The 18269-nt window shown below is 41.6% G+C and carries 12 protein-coding genes and 1 tRNA gene; 10 read left to right on the forward strand and 3 right to left on the reverse strand.

The genetic code is table 11. From position 1 onward, the window contains the following. Nucleotides 1–20: 20 nt before the first annotated feature. Nucleotides 21–1364: an acetyl-CoA carboxylase biotin carboxylase subunit gene (accC, locus tag UYC_RS0113435; RefSeq protein WP_016876351.1), complete on the reverse strand. Its 1344-nt coding sequence runs from the start codon at nucleotides 1362–1364 to the stop codon at nucleotides 21–23. Nucleotides 1365–1860: 496 nt separating this feature from the next. Between accC and UYC_RS0113445 the strand changes: the two genes are divergently transcribed. From UYC_RS0113445 to tilS, 6 genes are all read left to right on the forward strand, one after another. After that, a tRNA-Leu gene (locus tag UYC_RS0113445) sits at nucleotides 1861–1941 on the forward strand. 119 nt (nucleotides 1942–2060) lie between these two features. Then, entirely contained in the window at nucleotides 2061–2672 is a 612-nt protein-coding gene (locus UYC_RS0113450) for a chorismate lyase (RefSeq protein WP_016876353.1), read from the forward strand. 719 nt (nucleotides 2673–3391) lie between these two features. After that, the gene (locus UYC_RS35530) at nucleotides 3392–5194 is read left to right on the forward strand and encodes a DUF3352 domain-containing protein (RefSeq protein WP_200862374.1); all 1803 of its coding nucleotides are present in this window, start codon (nucleotides 3392–3394) and stop codon (nucleotides 5192–5194) included. Between the two features lie 227 nt (nucleotides 5195–5421). Then, complete coding sequence (ccsB, locus tag UYC_RS0113460) at nucleotides 5422–6471, forward strand: c-type cytochrome biogenesis protein CcsB (RefSeq protein ID WP_016876355.1); 1050 nt, start codon at nucleotides 5422–5424, stop codon at nucleotides 6469–6471. Between the two features lie 209 nt (nucleotides 6472–6680). After that, on the forward strand, nucleotides 6681–7391 hold the full coding sequence (locus UYC_RS0113465) for an HAD family hydrolase (RefSeq protein ID WP_016876356.1): 711 nt from the start codon (nucleotides 6681–6683) through the stop codon (nucleotides 7389–7391). 20 nt (nucleotides 7392–7411) lie between these two features. Further along, nucleotides 7412–8479: a tRNA lysidine(34) synthetase TilS gene (tilS, locus tag UYC_RS0113470; RefSeq protein ID WP_016876357.1), complete on the forward strand. Its 1068-nt coding sequence runs from the start codon at nucleotides 7412–7414 to the stop codon at nucleotides 8477–8479. A gap of 67 nt (nucleotides 8480–8546) precedes the next feature. Here tilS and UYC_RS0113475 read toward each other — a convergent pair whose 3' ends face one another. Further along, entirely contained in the window at nucleotides 8547–10004 is a 1458-nt protein-coding gene (locus tag UYC_RS0113475) for a serine/threonine-protein kinase (protein ID WP_016876358.1), read from the reverse strand. Between the two features lie 380 nt (nucleotides 10005–10384). Next, the gene (gene hmpF / locus UYC_RS0113480; RefSeq protein WP_016876359.1) at nucleotides 10385–12127 is read right to left on the reverse strand and encodes a pilus motility taxis protein HmpF; all 1743 of its coding nucleotides are present in this window, start codon (nucleotides 12125–12127) and stop codon (nucleotides 10385–10387) included. A gap of 720 nt (nucleotides 12128–12847) precedes the next feature. On the opposite strand from hmpF, the gene UYC_RS0113485 reads away from it, so the two are divergent. From UYC_RS0113485 to UYC_RS0113500, 4 genes are all read left to right on the forward strand, one after another. Beyond that, on the forward strand, nucleotides 12848–14089 hold the full coding sequence (locus tag UYC_RS0113485; RefSeq protein ID WP_016876360.1) for a response regulator: 1242 nt from the start codon (nucleotides 12848–12850) through the stop codon (nucleotides 14087–14089). Between the two features lie 129 nt (nucleotides 14090–14218). Then, the gene (locus UYC_RS0113490; protein ID WP_016876361.1) at nucleotides 14219–14584 is read left to right on the forward strand and encodes a response regulator transcription factor; all 366 of its coding nucleotides are present in this window, start codon (nucleotides 14219–14221) and stop codon (nucleotides 14582–14584) included. Nucleotides 14585–14597: 13 nt separating this feature from the next. Continuing rightward, nucleotides 14598–15128 (forward strand): chemotaxis protein CheW, encoded by a 531-nt coding sequence (locus UYC_RS0113495; RefSeq protein ID WP_026087582.1) that lies wholly within the window; start codon nucleotides 14598–14600, stop codon nucleotides 15126–15128. Between the two features lie 16 nt (nucleotides 15129–15144). Beyond that, nucleotides 15145–18102 carry a methyl-accepting chemotaxis protein gene (locus UYC_RS0113500; RefSeq protein WP_016876363.1) on the forward strand — a complete coding sequence of 986 codons (2958 nt, stop codon included), beginning with the start codon at nucleotides 15145–15147 and terminating at the stop codon, nucleotides 18100–18102. Nucleotides 18103–18269: the final 167 nt, after the last annotated feature.

Below are 18269 nucleotides of genomic sequence, written 5' to 3' on the forward strand. Positions count from 1 at the left end.
CTTATCCCCTTCAAGTGCCCCTAGCCTTGAAGTTCCTGTACGAAATTAGTGTAGATATTACCCTGTAAAAATTGTGGGTTTTCCATAATTTTTTGATGGAATCCAATAGTGGTAGGTAGCCCTGTAATTGCACATTCCCGCAGTGCTCGTTTCATACGGGTAATAGCTGCAGAACGGTCTGGTGCCCAAACAATTAGCTTACCAATGAGAGAGTCATAATATGGAGGAATTTGATAATCAGTATAGACGTGGGAGTCAATTCTCACTCCAGGGCCTCCAGGCGGCAGATAACCACTGATCCTACCCGGAGAAGGGCGAAAGTCATGGTCGGGATCTTCGGCGTTGATCCGGCATTCGATCGCATGACCCCTTAAGATTACTTGATCTTGAGTCAACTTTAGTCTTTCTCCTTGAGCAACGCGGATTTGCTCAACAACCAAGTCTACTCCAGTAATCATTTCGGTTACCGGATGCTCAACTTGAATCCGCGTATTCATTTCCATAAAGTAAAAATTTCCAGATTTATCTAAGAGAAACTCAATTGTTCCTGCTCCCGTGTAGTTGATAAACTGGGTTGCTTTGACTGCTGCTTGTCCCATCTTTTCTCGCAAGTCTGAGTCAAGAGCAGGGCTGGGTGCTTCTTCTAACAGCTTTTGGTTGCGGCGCTGAATCGAGCAATCTCGCTCGCCCAAGTGGATAACGTTACCATAGTTATCCGCTAAAACTTGAAATTCTATGTGGCGGGGACGTTCGATAAATTTTTCTAAATATACCCCAGAATTACCAAATGCTGCTCCTGCTTCGCCCTGGGCTGCTTGAAAGCATTTCACAAATTCGTTTTCCGATCGCACCAAGCGCATACCCTTGCCGCCACCACCGGCTGTAGCTTTAATCATGACGGGGTAACCAATTTTTCTGGCGATCGCTAATCCTTCTTTTTCTGACTCTATCAAACCTTCACTACCCGGTACGGTTGGCACTCCTGCCTTTTGCATTGTTTCTTTAGCTGTAGATTTATCACCCATTAACCGGATTGCTTCCGGAGACGGGCCGATAAAAGCAATGTGATGATCTGCACAAATTTCTGCAAATCGGGCATTTTCTGCCAAAAAACCATAACCGGGATGGATAGCACTGGCATTACGAGTTAAGGCGGCAGCAATAATATTGGGAATATTCAAATAACTTTTACTACTGGCAGGATCGCCAATGCAAACCGCTTCATCAGCAAGTTGGACATGGAGCGCATTACGGTCAACGGTGGAGTGTACCGCGACAGTCGCAATTCCCATTTCTTCACAAGCCCGGAGAATGCGAAGCGCGATTTCTCCCCGATTAGCAATTAATATCTTGTCAAACTTCATCTTCTAGCTTTCGATATCAGTTTAGTAAATTGACAATTTCTCCCGGCAATTTTGAAACAACGCTTTCGCCTGATTTCACATTATGACAGGAGATGACCAAGTCCAATCCATTGGCTTCACTGCTTTTACGGGTTTTACCAGACTACCAACACATTATGCTGGTCTTTCCCGCTCCAGAATGATTAAGGCGCACCGTGCATCAACAGTGTACCTAACTTCTGTGTTGCATCTACCGAGTTGTGGCTGTACCCCTTTTTAATATCACTTCGATGCTATTTTGCTGTCAGTAAGCGGCTTGTATCCAATTATTCGGGCAGCTTTTATCACTGTTCCTTCGCTCAGAGTTGTCTGTGTTTTCCCAAACCTGTTTCCTACCTCAAGGGCGATCATCATGTCAAAGATTTTGTGCATATGGATCGTTGATTTTTTGAAATACCTAAGTATGACTCCACTATAAATATTTTTTTGTGCTATATTTGATATTCAGCAAAACCTTGCGGATGTGGCGGAATTGGTATACGCGCACGTTTGAGGGGCGTGTGGCTTTGCCTTGCGAGTTCGAGTCTCGCCATCCGCATTTTGAAATTCACAGTCAAGAGTCAGATTTTTCCTTATTTCCCTGTATATCCCTATTTCTTGTTGGGTGCGTGGGTTTTTTATGCTTTGATAGAAATAAGTGAAGATTTGTAAAGGACATTGACTGCTACTTTTACAGCGACAAACAATCTAACATTGCCCACGGGTTGGCACCGCCTTACTCCCATCTGGCAAGGTGGGGAAGAAGTCATTCAACAAGGTTTGCCACACGCTCAACTAGCTCCGGCTTGGCAATTGCTACTTTTAGGTGATGGTTCCCCGACAAGACACTTACAATTGCTCACAAGTGAGCCAACAGAAGTGGATGTTATTGATATGTCATTGATTGGCATGGATTTGGATGGTGCTCCTGAGTTGATCAAAGCTGTACCTGGGCCGAGACTGCGACGGCAAGTGTGGCTGCGTACTGCCTCTGGTCAAAGATTGGCGTATGCCACCTCATGGTGGGAAGCTTCTCATGTAGATGAATATTTACAAAACCGTTCATTGCCGATTTGGGCTAGTTTAGCTCGTCTGCGTACAGAGTTATATCGAGATATCCAAGGTATTTATCACGGTTACTCGGATGGATTGGAATCTGGTTTTGCTGAAAAAGGGCCTTTTTGGGGACGCCATTACTTGTTTTGGCATCACGGACAGCCCTTGACTTTGATATATGAAGTTTTTTCACCTTATTTAACAAAATATTTGGGATCGACACAGTTGGCTTGAATAGTTGACTTTTAATTCCAATCAGATTCAGAATTTGAACCGTAAAGTAACTACGGTTAGGCGATCGCTATTTTAGAGCTTCGCAGCAAAGCACTGTTGACTATCGACGTTTACTTCTTGTTGCATTTATTAACACAAGTTTGAAGTAAAAATTGCTATTAAATAAGCAAGTCTATATAGCTGTTCGAGTCAGCCTGAACATCTGGGTTGTTGCGACTGTTCATTTTGGCATGATTGAAGTAGTAAGTTATTATACGAAAAGAGTATTATTGTATCCTGAATTTTGAATAGTTAAAGATAGTCAAGTTTTACTAAAAGTGATATGTACTACAATTGAGTAATATTAATATTTTCTAAAGCACATCATTTTTTAAACTTGAATTAATTTAAATAGTATTTATTTTTGATGGCATAGCTACTATAACCCTGTAATTTGGAGAAATGATAGCAAAGATGCTGATAAATAAGGCTATTTGAAGAATTTATACCATAAACTAAAAATTACTAAAATTTAGCTCAAATTTTGGATAATTAATCACGAAATTATTTTTCGTCAGGCGTGTCATTCATAGGAAACAATGGTAGTTTATTACCGAAGTATTATTAACTTCTAGAGCTAATAATTTAATATATTTCACACCCTACTACAAGGGAAACTTTTTGGTTTGTTTTGGCAACAAAGCAAGTAATAAATTCGCTATGATGAGGTATTTGTTTCAATGGCGCTGCCCGTCCTATCTGTTTCGTCGATGAAGAAGAAAAAGAAACCATCCCTGGTACTCACACTCTCATCTGCTGGGTTATTAATTGGTGGTGGTGTGGCGGCATACTGGCTGTTAAATCAGGGACAACTATTTTCCAAAAATTTACCAGTGGGTGCAAATATCATCCCTCAAGATGCTTTATTTGCGGTTTCCCTAACTACCGATCCCGTTCAATGGCAGCAATTGCGGGAGTTTGGCACAAAAGAAACTCAAGTCGAACTAGATCGATATTTAGTGCAGTTGCGCGATCGCTTTATCAATAACAAAGGTTATGACTTTCAAAAAGATATAAGTCCTTGGGTTGGCGAGCAAGTGACGATTGCAATTCTTGCCCCACAAGCAACTAAACCTGCACTCAAACCCATAGCTACGGATGGAAGTATTCCTAATCAGCAATCGTTAGTGATGGTGCTGCCCATCAAAGATCAACAAAAAGCTCAAAACATTTTGGCACAACCTCAAGCACTCAAAGGAGGAGAATGGAGTGAGCGCAGCTACGAGGGTATTGCCATCAAAGAAACTAAATCCACATTGGGAGAAAATTTATCAGCAGCAGTCATCAATGGTCGTTTTCTGGTGATTGCTGACGATTCTAAAACTATAGAACAAGCAATTCAAGCTTATAGAAATAAAACATCTCTAGCCACAAGCGCAGGTTTTGCAGATAACTTTCCTAAAATAGCTAGCTCTCAACCTTTTGCTCAATATTATGTAAATGTGCCATCCTCTGCCAAAATCGCTGCCGCATCTGGTAACCGTCATTTACCCGCCCAAGTTTTAGCACAACTGCAAAATAACCAAGGTTTAGCAGGTACAGTTACCTTAGAGCCACAAGGAATACGTGTTAAAGGTGTTTCCTGGCTCAATCCTAATAGTCAGCGTGTGTTGGCAGTTGAAAACAAAGCTGGGAAGATGCAAAATCGCGTGCCATCTGAAACCTTGATGATGTTTTCTGGTGGCAACTTGCAACGTTTTTGGGCAGACTACGTTTCCACATCCCAAGGAAATCCGCTCTCACCCATTGCACCAGAACAGTTGCGAGGAGGTGTAAAATCTCTTGTGAATCTCGATTTAGAACGAGATTTATTGAGTTGGATGGGCGGAGAGTTTTCTCTTTCCGTAATTCCCAATACTCCCAACAGTTCATCAGAGGATTTTCGTGCTTCTTTGCTGTTTATGGTACAAGCACGCGATCGCGATCGGGCAGAAACTTCCTTAAAACAGCTCGATGAAGTAATGAAAACTCAGTACCAATTCCAGATTCAACAGACGACTGTCGCTGGTAAACCTATTGTTAACTGGATTGGGCCTTTAGGCACCTTAACTGCTACCCACGGTTGGTTAGATGAAGATATTGCTTTCTTGGCGCTGGGTGCTCCCATCAGCGATAGAATTATCCCAAAACCTAACAACGCACTAGCTATTAACCCTTTATTTCAAACAACAGTTCCTTTAGAAAAAAATCCTAAAAATAGCCAGTTTTTCTTAGATGTAGAACGTACCGCCAAAAATTTTCCTTTACCGACTCTGTTGCCAAATCAACAAGCATGGTTAAAAGCAACACGCTCGGTTGGTATAACAACCGCGATCGAAGATAGTCGTACTAATCGCTACGAAATTTTTCTAGGACTCAAAAAAGCTGGAAAACCAGCTTCTCTAAAGAGTTCCTCTATCAATCCCATCTCTTCTCTTACTCCTTTGCCGACTCTACCCAATGCTTCTGGCATACCCTTACGTGCAACACCACCGTCTCCCTAGAGAGGGCAGGGGAGCAGGGGAGCAGGGAGCAGAAGAGTACCAGGAGATAGGCAGAACACTAACGACTGTACGGGCGGGTTTAAAAGATAAATTGTCGTTTTTAACCGTTCATATAATCAACAAAACCCGCCCCTACTAATGACTAACCACCAACTATTAGCCAGAAACAGATAGGATCAAAACTGTCAGAAGAAATACTTTTAGGAATCCATGGGGGAGAACATTTTATGAATCTGGTTGAACTCCAGAACTCGCTAGACAATGCCTCCTTTGCTGTCCTCTTTATCACAATGCTGATTTATTGGTTTGGGGCGGCTTTTGGGAACGTGCCCTATTTACCAACTTTGGGAACGGCAGGGATGGCGATCGCTAATTTATGCATCGCAACATTACTAGGAGCGCGATGGCTAGAGGCTGGCTATTTTCCTCTCAGCAATTTGTATGAATCTCTGTTTTTCTTAGCTTGGGGAATCACAACTATCCATCTGATTGCTGAAAACAGCAGCCGCAGTCGTTTAGTAGGAGTTGTTACTGCCCCAGTTGCGATGGGCATTACCGCTTTTGCCACCCTAACATTGCCATCAGAAATGCAAGTAGCTGAACCATTAGTACCTGCATTGAAATCAAATTGGTTGATGATGCACGTCAGCGTCATGATGTTAAGTTATGCGGCTTTGATGGTAGGTTCGCTGTTGGCGATCGCTTTCCTCGTCGTCACTCGCGGGCAAGATATCCAACTCCAAGGAAGTTCTGTTGGTACTGGTGGTTATCGCAGTAATGGTTTCCGCTTGCAAAAAGCAGGTGAACTAGTTTCTCAATCCTCAACAGTGGCAGTAGAAAATAATGGCTTGGCTCGTTACGAAAGTAACACTAACGGTAAAACTGCTGTTTTGGATTTAGTTACTGCTTCCGAGCCTCAAACCGTAACATCTGGCGAACCCCTTTCACCTCAACGCCTCAGCCTTGCTGAAACCTTAGATAATATTAGCTATCGAGTCATTGGACTCGGATTTCCTCTATTGACGATTGGTATTATTGCTGGTGCTGTTTGGGCTAACGAAGCTTGGGGTTCCTACTGGAGTTGGGATCCTAAAGAAACTTGGGCATTAATTACTTGGTTAGTTTTTGCGGCATACCTCCACGCTCGTATTACTCGTGGTTGGCAAGGGCGTCGCCCGGCAATTTTAGCAGCTAGTGGTTTTGTTGTAGTCTGGGTTTGCTATTTAGGGGTAAATCTTTTGGGTAAGGGTTTACACTCTTATGGGTGGTTCTTTTAGGAACCTTACTCTAACCCCTCTCCCCAAGCGGCTACGGTGTACACACAAATGATGAATCAAATTCAAATCTAATATTAGTAGTGTTGTAGGTGTGTTGTCGCGTAGGGCAACGCACCATTTTAGATTCTTGTCTATGCATCATAGCCTAAACAGAGAGGGAATAACTCAGTTATGAAATCCATTTGGTTATTTAGAATTTTTAGTAAATAATGGGTTTTCTAGATAAATTTGATGCGATTCTCCTTGACATGGGGGATACTTTCATGTTCGAGTGCGATCGCTTTTCGGAATTAGAAGATTTTGGTAAAACATATCGCAACCACGGTGGAAATTTACTCTCTAATTTACAAGTAGAATCTATAATTGTTCAGGTATTTAATCAAATGGGCAATGATTATAATAATCCAGAATATTATGAATCTTTCCCATCTTTAAAAAGCTATATAGTGAAGATTATTAATGAAAACAGTTTGCCAATTAGTGAAATTGATTTATTAGAGCAAGTTTTCACTAAGCACGAAATTGGAATAATTCCAAATACATATGCAGCAGCAATTAGCCAACTGAGAAAAACCCATAAATTGGGTGTTGTATCAAATATTTGGTGTAAAAGTGAATTCTGTCTTCAAGAATTTCACAGAGTAGGAATTCGTGATTTATTTGAAACAATTATATTTTCTTCTGATTATGGTATTATAAAACCCTCGCCTTTAATTTTCCAAAAAGCAATAGAAAATATTGGTGTGAATAAATCCAAAATAGTATTTATTGGTGATAATTTGTTGTTCGATATTGCAGGCTCAAAAGCAGTAGGTTTATCTGCAATTTGGATAAATTCAAACAATCAACCTCTTTCTCCAACTATTCCAACTCCTGATTTAGTAATTCAAGACCTACGAAACTTACTTGAGAATGAGTAAAAATATTTGTAAAATCAAAAATGGTATGGACTCCCCTATATGCAAAAATCCATCGCACTATCCGATCGCGTCACCTATTTGAACGTAAACAGCGCCTATTAGTTGCCGTCTCTGGCGGACAAGATTCTCTGTGTTTAATCAAATTATTATTAGATTTGCAATCTAAATGGGGATGGCATTTAGGTGTTGCTCATTGCGATCATCGCTGGCGTGCGGATTCGCAAGCAAATGCCCAACACGTAGAAAGTTTAGCCAAAACTTGGAACATTCCCTTTTATTTAGCAACTGTAGAGACGGAAGAACTCGCATCTTTACAAAGTGAAGCTGCTGCACGTAACTGGCGCTATCAAGCTTTGAGTGCGATCGCCCAGCAACATAATTACAACTGCATTGTTACAGGACATACAGCAAGCGATCGGGCAGAAACCCTGCTTTATAACTTAATTCGCGGTACTGGCGCTGATGGCTTACAAGCTTTAACCTGGCGACGTTCGCTAGTTGATAACATTGTGCTAGTGCGTCCCCTGTTAGAATTGACTCGCGCAGAAACAGAAGTATTTTGTCAAGAAAATCAGCTGCCAATTTGGGAAGATTCTACCAATCAAGATTTGAAGTACGCCCGTAACCGCATTCGTCAAGAGCTAATTCCGTATTTACGCGAGCATTTTAACCCTCAAGTTGAATCAGCTTTAGCTCAAACAGCAGAACTACTGCAAGCAGAAGTCGAATATTTAGAAAAAGCTGCCCAAAAGTTGAAGGAAGAAGCCATGAGTGAGGAAAAAAAAGACGCGGAGACAACCAGACGCCGCGAATCCCTCTCCCTCTCTCCCGCTCTCCCACTCTCCCCCTCCTTTTCCCCTCTTCCCCTCAAATTAAATCGTCGTATTTTACGAGAAGCCCCACTAGCTTTACAACGTCGTGTGATGCGGCAGGTATTGCAACAAATACTGCCGGATGCTCCCAACTTCGAGCAAATAGAAAAACTTACAGCTTTAATTACAGCGCCCAACCGATCACAAACCGATCCATTTCCCGGTGGTGCGATCGCGCAAGTACAAGGCGATTGGATCTGGATTAGGAAGTTGTAAAGGCTAATATTATTGGCATTAACGGAATATTGTTTGATAATGAAGATGAATAATTAATATTGTTATCTCATAAACCTACTTCTGCCCAAACTGTGGTGTATGGAGAACCAGAATTAGAGTCAACAAAATAATCTAAGTTAAGAATAACTAGGTTTTGCCCAACCACAACAACACCTGTTCGTTCTGCAAGTTTATAGTCCGGTTTTTGTGGTTGTTTTTTCCGTAAATTGACTCCATTGATAACAGTAACTTGAGTCCCTATGGAGGGAACAACCGTCGGCGATATAGTGACGGGTTGAGTTGTTTTAATAAGCGGTTCTCCAAGTGTAACAGTACCTAAAGTATTATTCACAGAACCAAGTCTGATCCAACCAAGGGAAAGACTCTGTTGAACATTGGAGGGTGAGACAGTTGATTGAGTAGGGTTTGTTGGTACAACTGTTGAGCGAGAAGCAAAAGGCTCTGTAGATGAAGTTTTTTGAGTATTTTGTGGCTTAGACACTACCTCTTGAAAACTTTTTATGAGGAGAAAACAAAGTAATATGCTTGTACTAATAAACGTCCCTAAGATCAAGATTTTTTGCAAATCAGTTAAGCCACTGGGGGATGGCGTTGGCTGAGATGAATATGGTGATACAACTGGTTGAGACTGTGAGGATAGTCTTGCTGGTGGTGCAGAAACCAAGGTTGGAGTAGATATAGTTTGATTTCCTCCAGTCTGCAATGCCTGTAGCATTTCTCTGGCGCTGGAGTAACGATCGCGCGGATGGTACTGTATTGCCTTATCAATTATCCCCATCAATGTAGGACTAACATTCATAGCATGACTATGCCAAAGAATTTCTCCCGTTCGTGAGTCTATTTCCAGTGCTTGTGGTGGTTGTCCTGTAAGTAGATAAATTGCCGTCATCCCTAAACTATATAAATCGCTGGAATATACTGGTTTACCTGCGGCTTGTTCGCTGGGCATATATCCAGGCGTACCAATTACAATCGAACTAGTGGGATTTCCTTGTGAATTTAGCACCGTTCCCATTGATTCTCGTACCGCACCAAAATCAATCAGTACGGGTTTACCGTCGCGATGACGCAAAATGATATTGTCTGGTTTGAGATCGCGGTGAATAATCCGCTTGGAGTGTACGTATTCTAAAACTGGTAATAAATTTGCTAATAATTCTCGGACTACACTTTCGCTAAATAAACCCTGTTGTTCAATCTTTTCAGTTAGTGTGTCACCTTCAACCCACTCTTGAACTAAGTAGAATTGATTATTTAATTGAAAATAAGCATATAAAGTCGGAATCTGGTCAGTAGATCCGCCCAAGTCTTCTAAAATTGCTGCTTCCCGCCCAAACCGCTCTTGTACTAGTTGGTAAATCTGGGGATTATTTTGAATTGGTTTGAGTAGTTTAATCACACAGCGACGGTGAGAAGGCATCTGGGTATCTTCTGCTAAGAAAGTCTCACCAAATCCACCACTTCCCAGAGTGCGAATTACTTGATAGCGCTCATTGAGCAGCATCTTCTGACATCCTCTTGCTGTCAAATCAAAAACATATTTTTCATTATCCTTCTAAGTGAATGCAAAGGTCACTACTTGTTACCTTGGCGATCACTCAAGTTCTTATGAAACGCTATGATCTCAATCAAATCCACATCATTCCTGATTCTGGCTATTCTTTAAGAACTGCATACCCAATAATTATGTCCCCTAAATTACCCTTAATTCCTGCGTTACCTCACCCCAACATCTCCTTAAAAAGGCCGCAGGAAGGTAAGGTTATTTTATTACGGGTATTTTGACGAACATGATACAACGGATGAAAAGAGGTTAGAGGTGACAAAGAGCAACGTAATTCACGTCTCCCCTTTTCATTTTCCCTAATCCCCAGTCCCCATTCCCTAAGTTGCTGCTAATTGCGGTTGAGAAATCAAATCAACAAAAACCTGACGCATCTGGTTAATAACCTGGATTTGCTCGTCACCTGTTTGTTGAATTTCACTAATGCCTTGCAACTTCTGCCGCAATCCATCAAGGGAATCCTGAATTGGTTGTAAAGCCTCTTGATATAAATTCACCCTACCCGAACATTCCGCAGTTGCAGTTCGCAAGGATAGCAAATCTTGCTCCATCGTTTGCAGTTCTTGCCACCTAGTTTGTTGCTGTTGAGTTTGCTCTTCTATTACTCCCTGCATCTGTTCAATACTAGCCTGCATCTGCTCAATTTCTCGTTCTAAGTTTTGCAGTGCTTCTGACTGTCTTTGTCGCTGCTTTTCAATATGTACCAGTACGGGACTAAAATCTAATTTTTCTTCTTGGAAATTAGCAGACGGTTGTTCTCGCCGCAGCAACACTACTTTGTGTTGTTTAAGAAGCCCCTGGCACTCAAGCAGATGGCGACGTTGTCCTACCAATGTTTCATTCAGCATTTGGTAGTGATCTTTCTCGTCTGCCAGTTCAGGTTCTAATGTACTCCGCTCAATTTCTGATGCTTGGTTTATCTTTTTTTGTAATTCTTCTATAGTTTTTTGCTTCTCTTCAAGTTCTTGTTCCTGTTCTTTAACAAAACTAGAGTCTACATTTAACTTTCCCTGCAAGTCTTGTACTATCTTTTGCAATTCTTCCAGAGGCATTTTTTCCAAAGCAGCCATATCCACCTCTGGGGTAGAAACCACATCACCAGACATTGCTGCCAAAAATTGAATTTGCTGGTATAAATCTTCTTGGTATTGCAATTGGTCTTTCAGTTTACAAGCATACTCTTGCTTGCTCGTGAGAGTGACTGTATTCACTTCCAACTGGACTGTTTGCTGTTCCAAAGAATTTTGCGCTTGTTGCCAATCATTTTGATGCTCAGAGAAAATTTGTGACAGCCGATCTACTTCTGCTTGTTGTTCGCCAACTGTTGTTTTTTGCTGCTCTAGTTTTTCCCAGTGAGAGTTAAGAAGAGATTGTTGTGTTTCCAGCATTTCAAATGCTAGCTGGAGGTGTTCTTGCATTGGTTGTGTTGGAGCAACACTGCTAGAGAGCCGATCTAGTAATTCATTGAGTAGACGGCTTTGCTCTTCATCTAGCGTCTTTCCTTGCTGTAAGTGTGCTTGAGACTCCTCTAGGCGGCGCTGCTCACCCCGCAAATGTTCCCAAGCTCCTTCGAGTTCTTGACGGTTGCGCTCAACTTCTTCTCGCAACTTTTCCATTTCTGCACAAGATGTCTCAACTGCTTGTTTTTCTGTCTCTAAGCGTTGAAACTCATCTTCCATATTTTCCAATTGTTCCAAGCGCGTTTCAATTTCCAGTTCGCGGCGATTAAGTTCCTGCGCTTGAAACGTCAGTGATTCTTTCCACTGATCGATTTCTTCTTCTTTGACTTTAATTTTTTCCTGCTGGCGAGAGAAGTTCTGCAAAATATTCACTAGCGGACGTCCCGCCTCTTGAATCCGCTGCACTTGACGCTGAGGAGTCATTTCCACCAATATAAGTGCACCATCATTTAATTTACTGGCTTCCTCAGCAGCGATTACGTCTTCTGATACGGTACTCCAACTTTGATCTGTTCGCTGACAAGCTAACAGCTTTATTTCTGTTTTGCCAGCGCCAGTAAGTAAACTGCCTTTCTGTTTTTGTACTTCTGCTAAATACAGCACACCCTTAATCCTTCTGATGGACTTAATATCAGTGTTTGTTATACGAAGATAATTGCGGTAAGCTGCCTTGTTTAAATTAAATTTAGGGGGAAACAAGGCAGGCAAAATTGTCTATAGACGCGAAATTACGTCTTAAGATTTATACAACCAAATTGTCGCTTCTTTATATTTTCTACTGCTGTAAGTTACAGTGACTACCGTGTTATCACTCAGGTTATCTAGGAATGTTAAGGCATCTCAAAACAATAAAATACCTATGTTAATTGATTTTCTTGTCGAAAACATCTTCTAAGAGCTAGTATAAAAATTTTCTCTAATTCTTAAACTCTAAGTTCTACTATATCTGCTGAAAGGATAGAAAAACACAACAGCAAAATTAAAAAATCTAAACTACACACATTATCCCTTAATTCACATCTTGCATCAGTTTCAACAGCCACCAGGCAAGTCCACAAACCCTCGTTATCAGGTTTCACATCTTGCACCAGTTTTTTAATTGCGATTTTTGTAAGGTGGGCATTGCTTAGATTTGGCTCAAAACCTTATTTTGACGTTATGGGCAATGCCCACCCTACGGTTATTGAGAAAGGTGCAAGATATCAGAGGTTCAACCTGGTAACGAGAACTAGAGTCTCTGGCTCTCTATATCGTAGGCAGAAGATTGCAAATACTTAAATATACGTAAGTCTGACAGAATTAAAAGGAGTGCTTGTTCACTAAATGCAGGGAAATTTAAATGAAATTGATATTCGCAGTATTTTGCAATTAATTGAGTTGGGGCAACGCACTGGGCAACTATTTGTAGAAGCCCATAATTATTACAAATGCCCTAAACTGGGTGTAGATGAGACAGACAGACATAATGATTGCGGCGATCGCCACTGCTGGTTCGTCTTTTTTCTCAATGGTCAAATTATTTATGCGGCTAATGGCGATACCAGTCTATCGCGTTTGAATGATTATTTGCGCCATCACCAAATTAAAGTCCAACTTGATGAACGAGAACTAGATCGCCTAAGAACTCTAAATCCACCCGAATATGCATACTTATGGATGTTGTTAGAGCAAAATATCATCAATCCAACCCAAGCTCGCAGTATTATCCACAGTTTGGTGCATGAGACTCTTTTCGATCTACTGAATTTACAGCAAGGTAACTTTATTTTTGAGGTGGGTTCGGCACTGACTCCGCAATTAACTGCCCTGGAGATTGCCCCTGTACTAACTGAGATGATCAAGCAGGTGCAAATCTGGAAGTTACTATATCCTCATATTCAATCTCCCGATCAGATTCCCATCATTGCTGACATAGTGAATCTACGCTCTTCACTGCCAGCAGTAACTGTCAATAAGCTCCAACATTGGGCAGATGGTAAAACTTCGCTGCGTCAATTAGCTCGCTATTTGAATCGAGATTTTGTGGCACTAGCTAAAGCTATACATCCTTATATTCAACAAGGTTGGGTACAATTACTGACAAATAAATCCGAAAAAACACCAGATTTAGAGGAAAACCGAAAGCAATTCATATTATGTATTGATGATGCGATCGCTATCTGTACGACTGTAGAAAGTATCTTGCGATCTCAAGGTTATGAAGCGATCGCTCTGAGTAATCCCCTAGAAGCACTGAGTCTTATTTTTACACTAAAGCCCGATCTGATTTTGTGTGATATTACTATGCCAGATTTAAACGGGTATGAAATTTGTGCTATGTTGCGGCAGTCTCAAGCATTTCGGTTTGTACCAATCGTTATGCTTACTGCCAAAGAAGGATTTTTAGACCGAGTCAAAGCAACAATGGTGGGAGCTACTGATTATTTAACAAAGCCATTTGGGAATAATGAATTGGTTATCTTAGTAGAGAAATATTTAACGCCCTTCTGTAACAAAAGTAACAAAAGAGATACACCACTTGTTGATTCAGTAAAAGATAGAGTAAAAATATTATCACAGAATTAGTCAACTTTAGAGTTCAGTTTGGGAAACTTAAGTAGTGTGAATAAAGTGATTTTTTACATTAAATGCTTGCGGTAAATTCGGTGATGTTCCAAGTCGGAACCTTTACATCAGGAGGTAGATAAGGCATTTATGAGTACAGTTCTGATTGTGGAAGACAGTATTGCGCAAAGGGAAATGATTACAGATCTCCTGAAAGCGAGTGGCTTAACAGTAACCCACGCCAGTGACGGATTAGAAGCGTTGGAAGCAATTCAAACTGCTCCGCCCGATTTAGTGGTATTGGATATCGTTATGCCTCGGATGAATGGCTATGAAGTGTGCCGCCGCTTAAAGTCTGATCCCAAAACTCAAAATGTTCCTGTAGTGATGTGTTCTTCTAAAGGCGAAGAATTTGATCGCTATTGGGGGATGAAGCAAGGTGCGGATGCCTACATAGCCAAACCCTTCCAACCAACAGAATTGGTGGGAACAGTCAAACAACTGCTGCGAGGATAAGGATGAGTATAAAATGATGAGCAAGCCGGACTTTTTAGGGGGCAGTGGACAAGATCACTTTCGCCCTGAATTACAAGTAGAAAGTCCTGAAGGTGAACTACACCTGCGATTTTTCATTCCTTCGCATCAGGAGTTTGCACTACTAGCTACAGGTATTCGCGAGGTAATTGAACTCAGTCCTGATAAAATTACCCCGATTCCTAATGTTTCTCCTTTACTTTTGGGTACTCTAAATTTACGAGGTCGAGTAATTTGGGTAGCTGATTTGGGTCAATTTCTGGGAGGAACAACAGCATTAAACACCGATCGCGCAGAGATTCCGGTGATAGCGATTGAAGAGCAAGACACAATTGTGGGCTTGGCAGTAGACGAAATTGGCGGTATGCACTGGCTTGATGTGCAGCATTTGATGGCACCAACTAACGTGCCGGATACGATGGCTCCTTTTTTGCGGGGAGAGTGGTTATTAGATGCTCACAAAAAACAGTGTTTGCGACTGCTAGATCAAACGGCAATTTTACGAAGTGCGCGCTGGGCGGGATGAAATAGGGAGGCAGGAAATGGCAGCGAGTGTAGATGATTACGCGCAGACATATCAACAGGCTCTAACAGCCTACGCGCAACAAAATTACGAAGAAGCAGCCACTCTGATTGATGAGGTGGTGCAAAATTTACCCCACGATCCTAATACTCATTTGCTAAGGGGTCACGTTTATTATGTTTTGCAGCAGTATGATGTGGCAAAAGCAGAATATCAAGAGGTATTAAAATTAACTGAAGATCCAGAAATTATTGGTTTTGCTAAAAATGGTCTAGAGCATATAGAGTATTACCAACAGCAACTAGATGCTGATTTTGAGGTAGATAATAACTCTCAAGCAAATTTCCCTAACTTGTCTGATTCTGGAGAAGATGGGCAACAAGAATTAGAAGATTTGGCAGCAATAGCAGACTCTAGCGACCAAAACTTTGATTTGAGCTCCTTCGAGAAGCCAGAAGCTCTGGAAATGTTTCAAGAGGATTCCTTAGATAGCAGTCCATTTGATATACCCGTAGATATTAGTTTATTTGATACAGAATTAGAGTCATCAGAAAAATCTGACGAAAATCCTTTTGCTTTCAGTTCCGAAGAGGCAGAAGATTCACAGGTAAACATTTGGAATAAACAAACTGAACTAAAATTCCCTGCTTTTTTAGAAGAAGATATAGAGGATATATCCGTAGAATCAGAGAAAGAAGCAGAAGGACTTAGCAATTTCTTTACAGATAGTATCGATTCTGTTTCTGAAGATTCAGAATTTAACCAGCACAATAATGGAGATTCCTCATCATTTGCACCAGACGATTCCTTTTCAATACCTGAATTAGAGCAGGAGAATAAGAGAAATTTCTCAACGTTTGAGCCAGAGAATTCCTTTTCTATACCGGAATTAGAGAATCAAGAAAATTTAGCTGAACAAACATCTCCAAAACAAGTTGAACCGAATTCTAAGCTGATGTTCAATCGTTTTGAGGATGAAACTTTACTGGTACAAGAAGCAGGAACTAGTGGTGATTTATCAGGAATAAATAGTTTAGGTTACAGTACTTCAAACAGTACTTTTACTTTAGAAAATCAAAAGTCTAACTCAAGCTCTCATGTCAAACCAAGTAATAGTTTTGAGGAGAATGATAGCTTTGATATAGAAGCATTTGAATCTGCTTTTGGCTCGGAGAGTTTTGCAGATAGTGAAGACACAAACAGCATTTTAAATGGCAAAACTTCCCAGGGAAGCAATATAGAGTTTTTAGATGACTTTGATGACTTTGACGATCTAGGGAATATTCAAGCAGAGTTTGACTTTGTTGCAGATTCTAATTTGGGTGACTCTCAACTGCATTCTGGAGCGATCGCCTTAGATAGCAAAAATCAAAGCAGAGCACTTGAAACCAATAAAAGTAGTCAAAAAAATCAGGCTGCAGGCGGCAACACAGACAAGGATCGTGACGATGAGCTATTTAGTATCACCGGTTCGCAAGAAGCAGTGCCAATTTTTACCCAAAGTAGTGCTGCTAACATTGAACCCCAAGTCAATGTAGAACAAGGCTTATTAGCTCCTTTTGAAAATGCCCCACTCACAACTAAGCAATGGATAATTGGTGGTACTGCGGGCATTGTTTCGGCGGTGGTTGTAGCTGCGGTTAGCTTTACCGCTACGACAATTTCTCCTCCCCAACAACGGGCATCACTGCGAAATACAGGTTGGGCAATGGCATTAGCAGCAGGAATTGCCAGTTTTGCAACTGCCGGGGTGATGGGCAATCTTGGCATTAAGAAATTGCGCCGCACTACCAAAGATTTACAAGCCCAATTTGATGCGGTACGACAAGGAAATCTCAATGTCAAAGCCACTGTTTATTCCCAAGATGAATTAGGGCAATTGGCGGCAGGCTTTAATGAAATGACTCGTGTAATTTTCACGACTACTCATGAAGCTACACGCAAAGCTCAAGAACAAGAAGAAGCGAAAGAAAACTTGCAACGTCAAGTAATTCGCCTACTTGATGATGTAGAAGGAGCCGCCAGAGGAGATTTAACTGTACAAGCCGAAGTGACTGCTGACGTGTTGGGAGCAGTTGCCGATGCTTTTAACCTGACGATTCAAAACTTGCGCGATATTGTACAGCAGGTAAAAGTAGCAGCACGGGAAGTTACTAAAGGAGCTACCAACTCTGAGACATTTGCGAGAGCATTATCTAGTGATGCCTTGCGGCAGGCAGAAGAGTTAGCAGTTACCTTAAATTCCGTACAGGTAATGACTGATTCGATCCAAAGGGTGGCAGAAGCAGCGCGAGAAGCAGAAGCTGTTGCCCGCGATGCCAGCAGTATCGCTCTTAAAGGTGGGGAAGCAGTGGAAAATACTGTGGCGGGTATTTTAGAAATTCGGGAAACTGTAGCTGAGACGACTCGTAAAGTGAAGCGCTTGGCAGAATCTTCTCAAGAAATTTCTAAAATTGTGGCGTTGATTTCCCAGATTGCCTCCAGAACCAACTTGTTAGCACTTAATGCCAGTATTGAGGCGGCAAGGGCAGGAGAAGCCGGTAGGGGGTTTGCGATTGTGGCGGATGAAGTGCGCCAGTTAGCGGACAGATCGGCTAAATCACTCAAAGAAATAGAAGAAATTGTCCGTCAAATCCAGAGTGAAACCAGCTCGGTAATGACAGCAATGGAGGAAGGTACGCAACAGGTAATTCAAGGCACCATCTTGGCAGAAGAAGCCAAGCGATCGCTCGAAAATATCATTCAAGTAGCAAATCGAATTGATATTCTCGTGCGCTCTATCACTACCGATACAGTTGAACAAACAGAAACCTCCCGCGCTGTAGCTCAAGTCATGCAATCTGTCGAACTCACAGCCCAAGAAACTTCCCAAGAAGCACAAAGGGTTTCTGGGGCTTTGCAAAACTTGGTGGGTGTTTCCCGTGACTTAATCTCCTCCGTGGAACGTTTCCGAGTGGAAGCCTCTGAAACTAGGTAAAGAATGAAGTGGGTAGTATGAAGTATGAAGTGTGAAGTATGAAGTATGAATTTAATGAAATATTTCATCCTTTAGCCTACCCTACCCTGCGGGTTCTCCTGTGGAGTACGAGAAGCCGCTCTAGCGGGCGTCTACATCCTCTAGCTTTCATCCTTTAGCATTTATCT

Origin of the sequence: Chlorogloeopsis fritschii PCC 6912, from assembly GCF_000317285.1 — a bacterium.
Classification (GTDB): Bacteria; Cyanobacteriota; Cyanobacteriia; order Cyanobacteriales; family Nostocaceae; genus Chlorogloeopsis; species Chlorogloeopsis fritschii.

Excerpts from the sequence above, each read along its gene's own strand:
- accC (WP_016876351.1), bottom strand. The coding sequence starts at position 1,364 with ATGAAGTTTGACAAGATATTAATTGCTAATCGGGGAGAAATCGCGCTT.
- UYC_RS35530 (WP_200862374.1), top strand. The coding sequence starts at position 3,392 with ATGGCGCTGCCCGTCCTATCTGTTTCGTCGATGAAGAAGAAAAAGAAA.
- ccsB (WP_016876355.1), top strand. The coding sequence starts at position 5,422 with ATGAATCTGGTTGAACTCCAGAACTCGCTAGACAATGCCTCCTTTGCT.
- UYC_RS0113465 (WP_016876356.1), top strand. The coding sequence starts at position 6,681 with ATGGGTTTTCTAGATAAATTTGATGCGATTCTCCTTGACATGGGGGAT.
- tilS (WP_016876357.1), top strand. The coding sequence starts at position 7,412 with ATGGTATGGACTCCCCTATATGCAAAAATCCATCGCACTATCCGATCG.
- UYC_RS0113475 (WP_016876358.1), bottom strand. The coding sequence starts at position 10,004 with ATGCTGCTCAATGAGCGCTATCAAGTAATTCGCACTCTGGGAAGTGGT.
- UYC_RS0113485 (WP_016876360.1), top strand. The coding sequence starts at position 12,848 with ATGCAGGGAAATTTAAATGAAATTGATATTCGCAGTATTTTGCAATTA.
- UYC_RS0113490 (WP_016876361.1), top strand. The coding sequence starts at position 14,219 with ATGAGTACAGTTCTGATTGTGGAAGACAGTATTGCGCAAAGGGAAATG.
- UYC_RS0113495 (WP_026087582.1), top strand. The coding sequence starts at position 14,598 with ATGATGAGCAAGCCGGACTTTTTAGGGGGCAGTGGACAAGATCACTTT.
- UYC_RS0113500 (WP_016876363.1), top strand. The coding sequence starts at position 15,145 with ATGGCAGCGAGTGTAGATGATTACGCGCAGACATATCAACAGGCTCTA.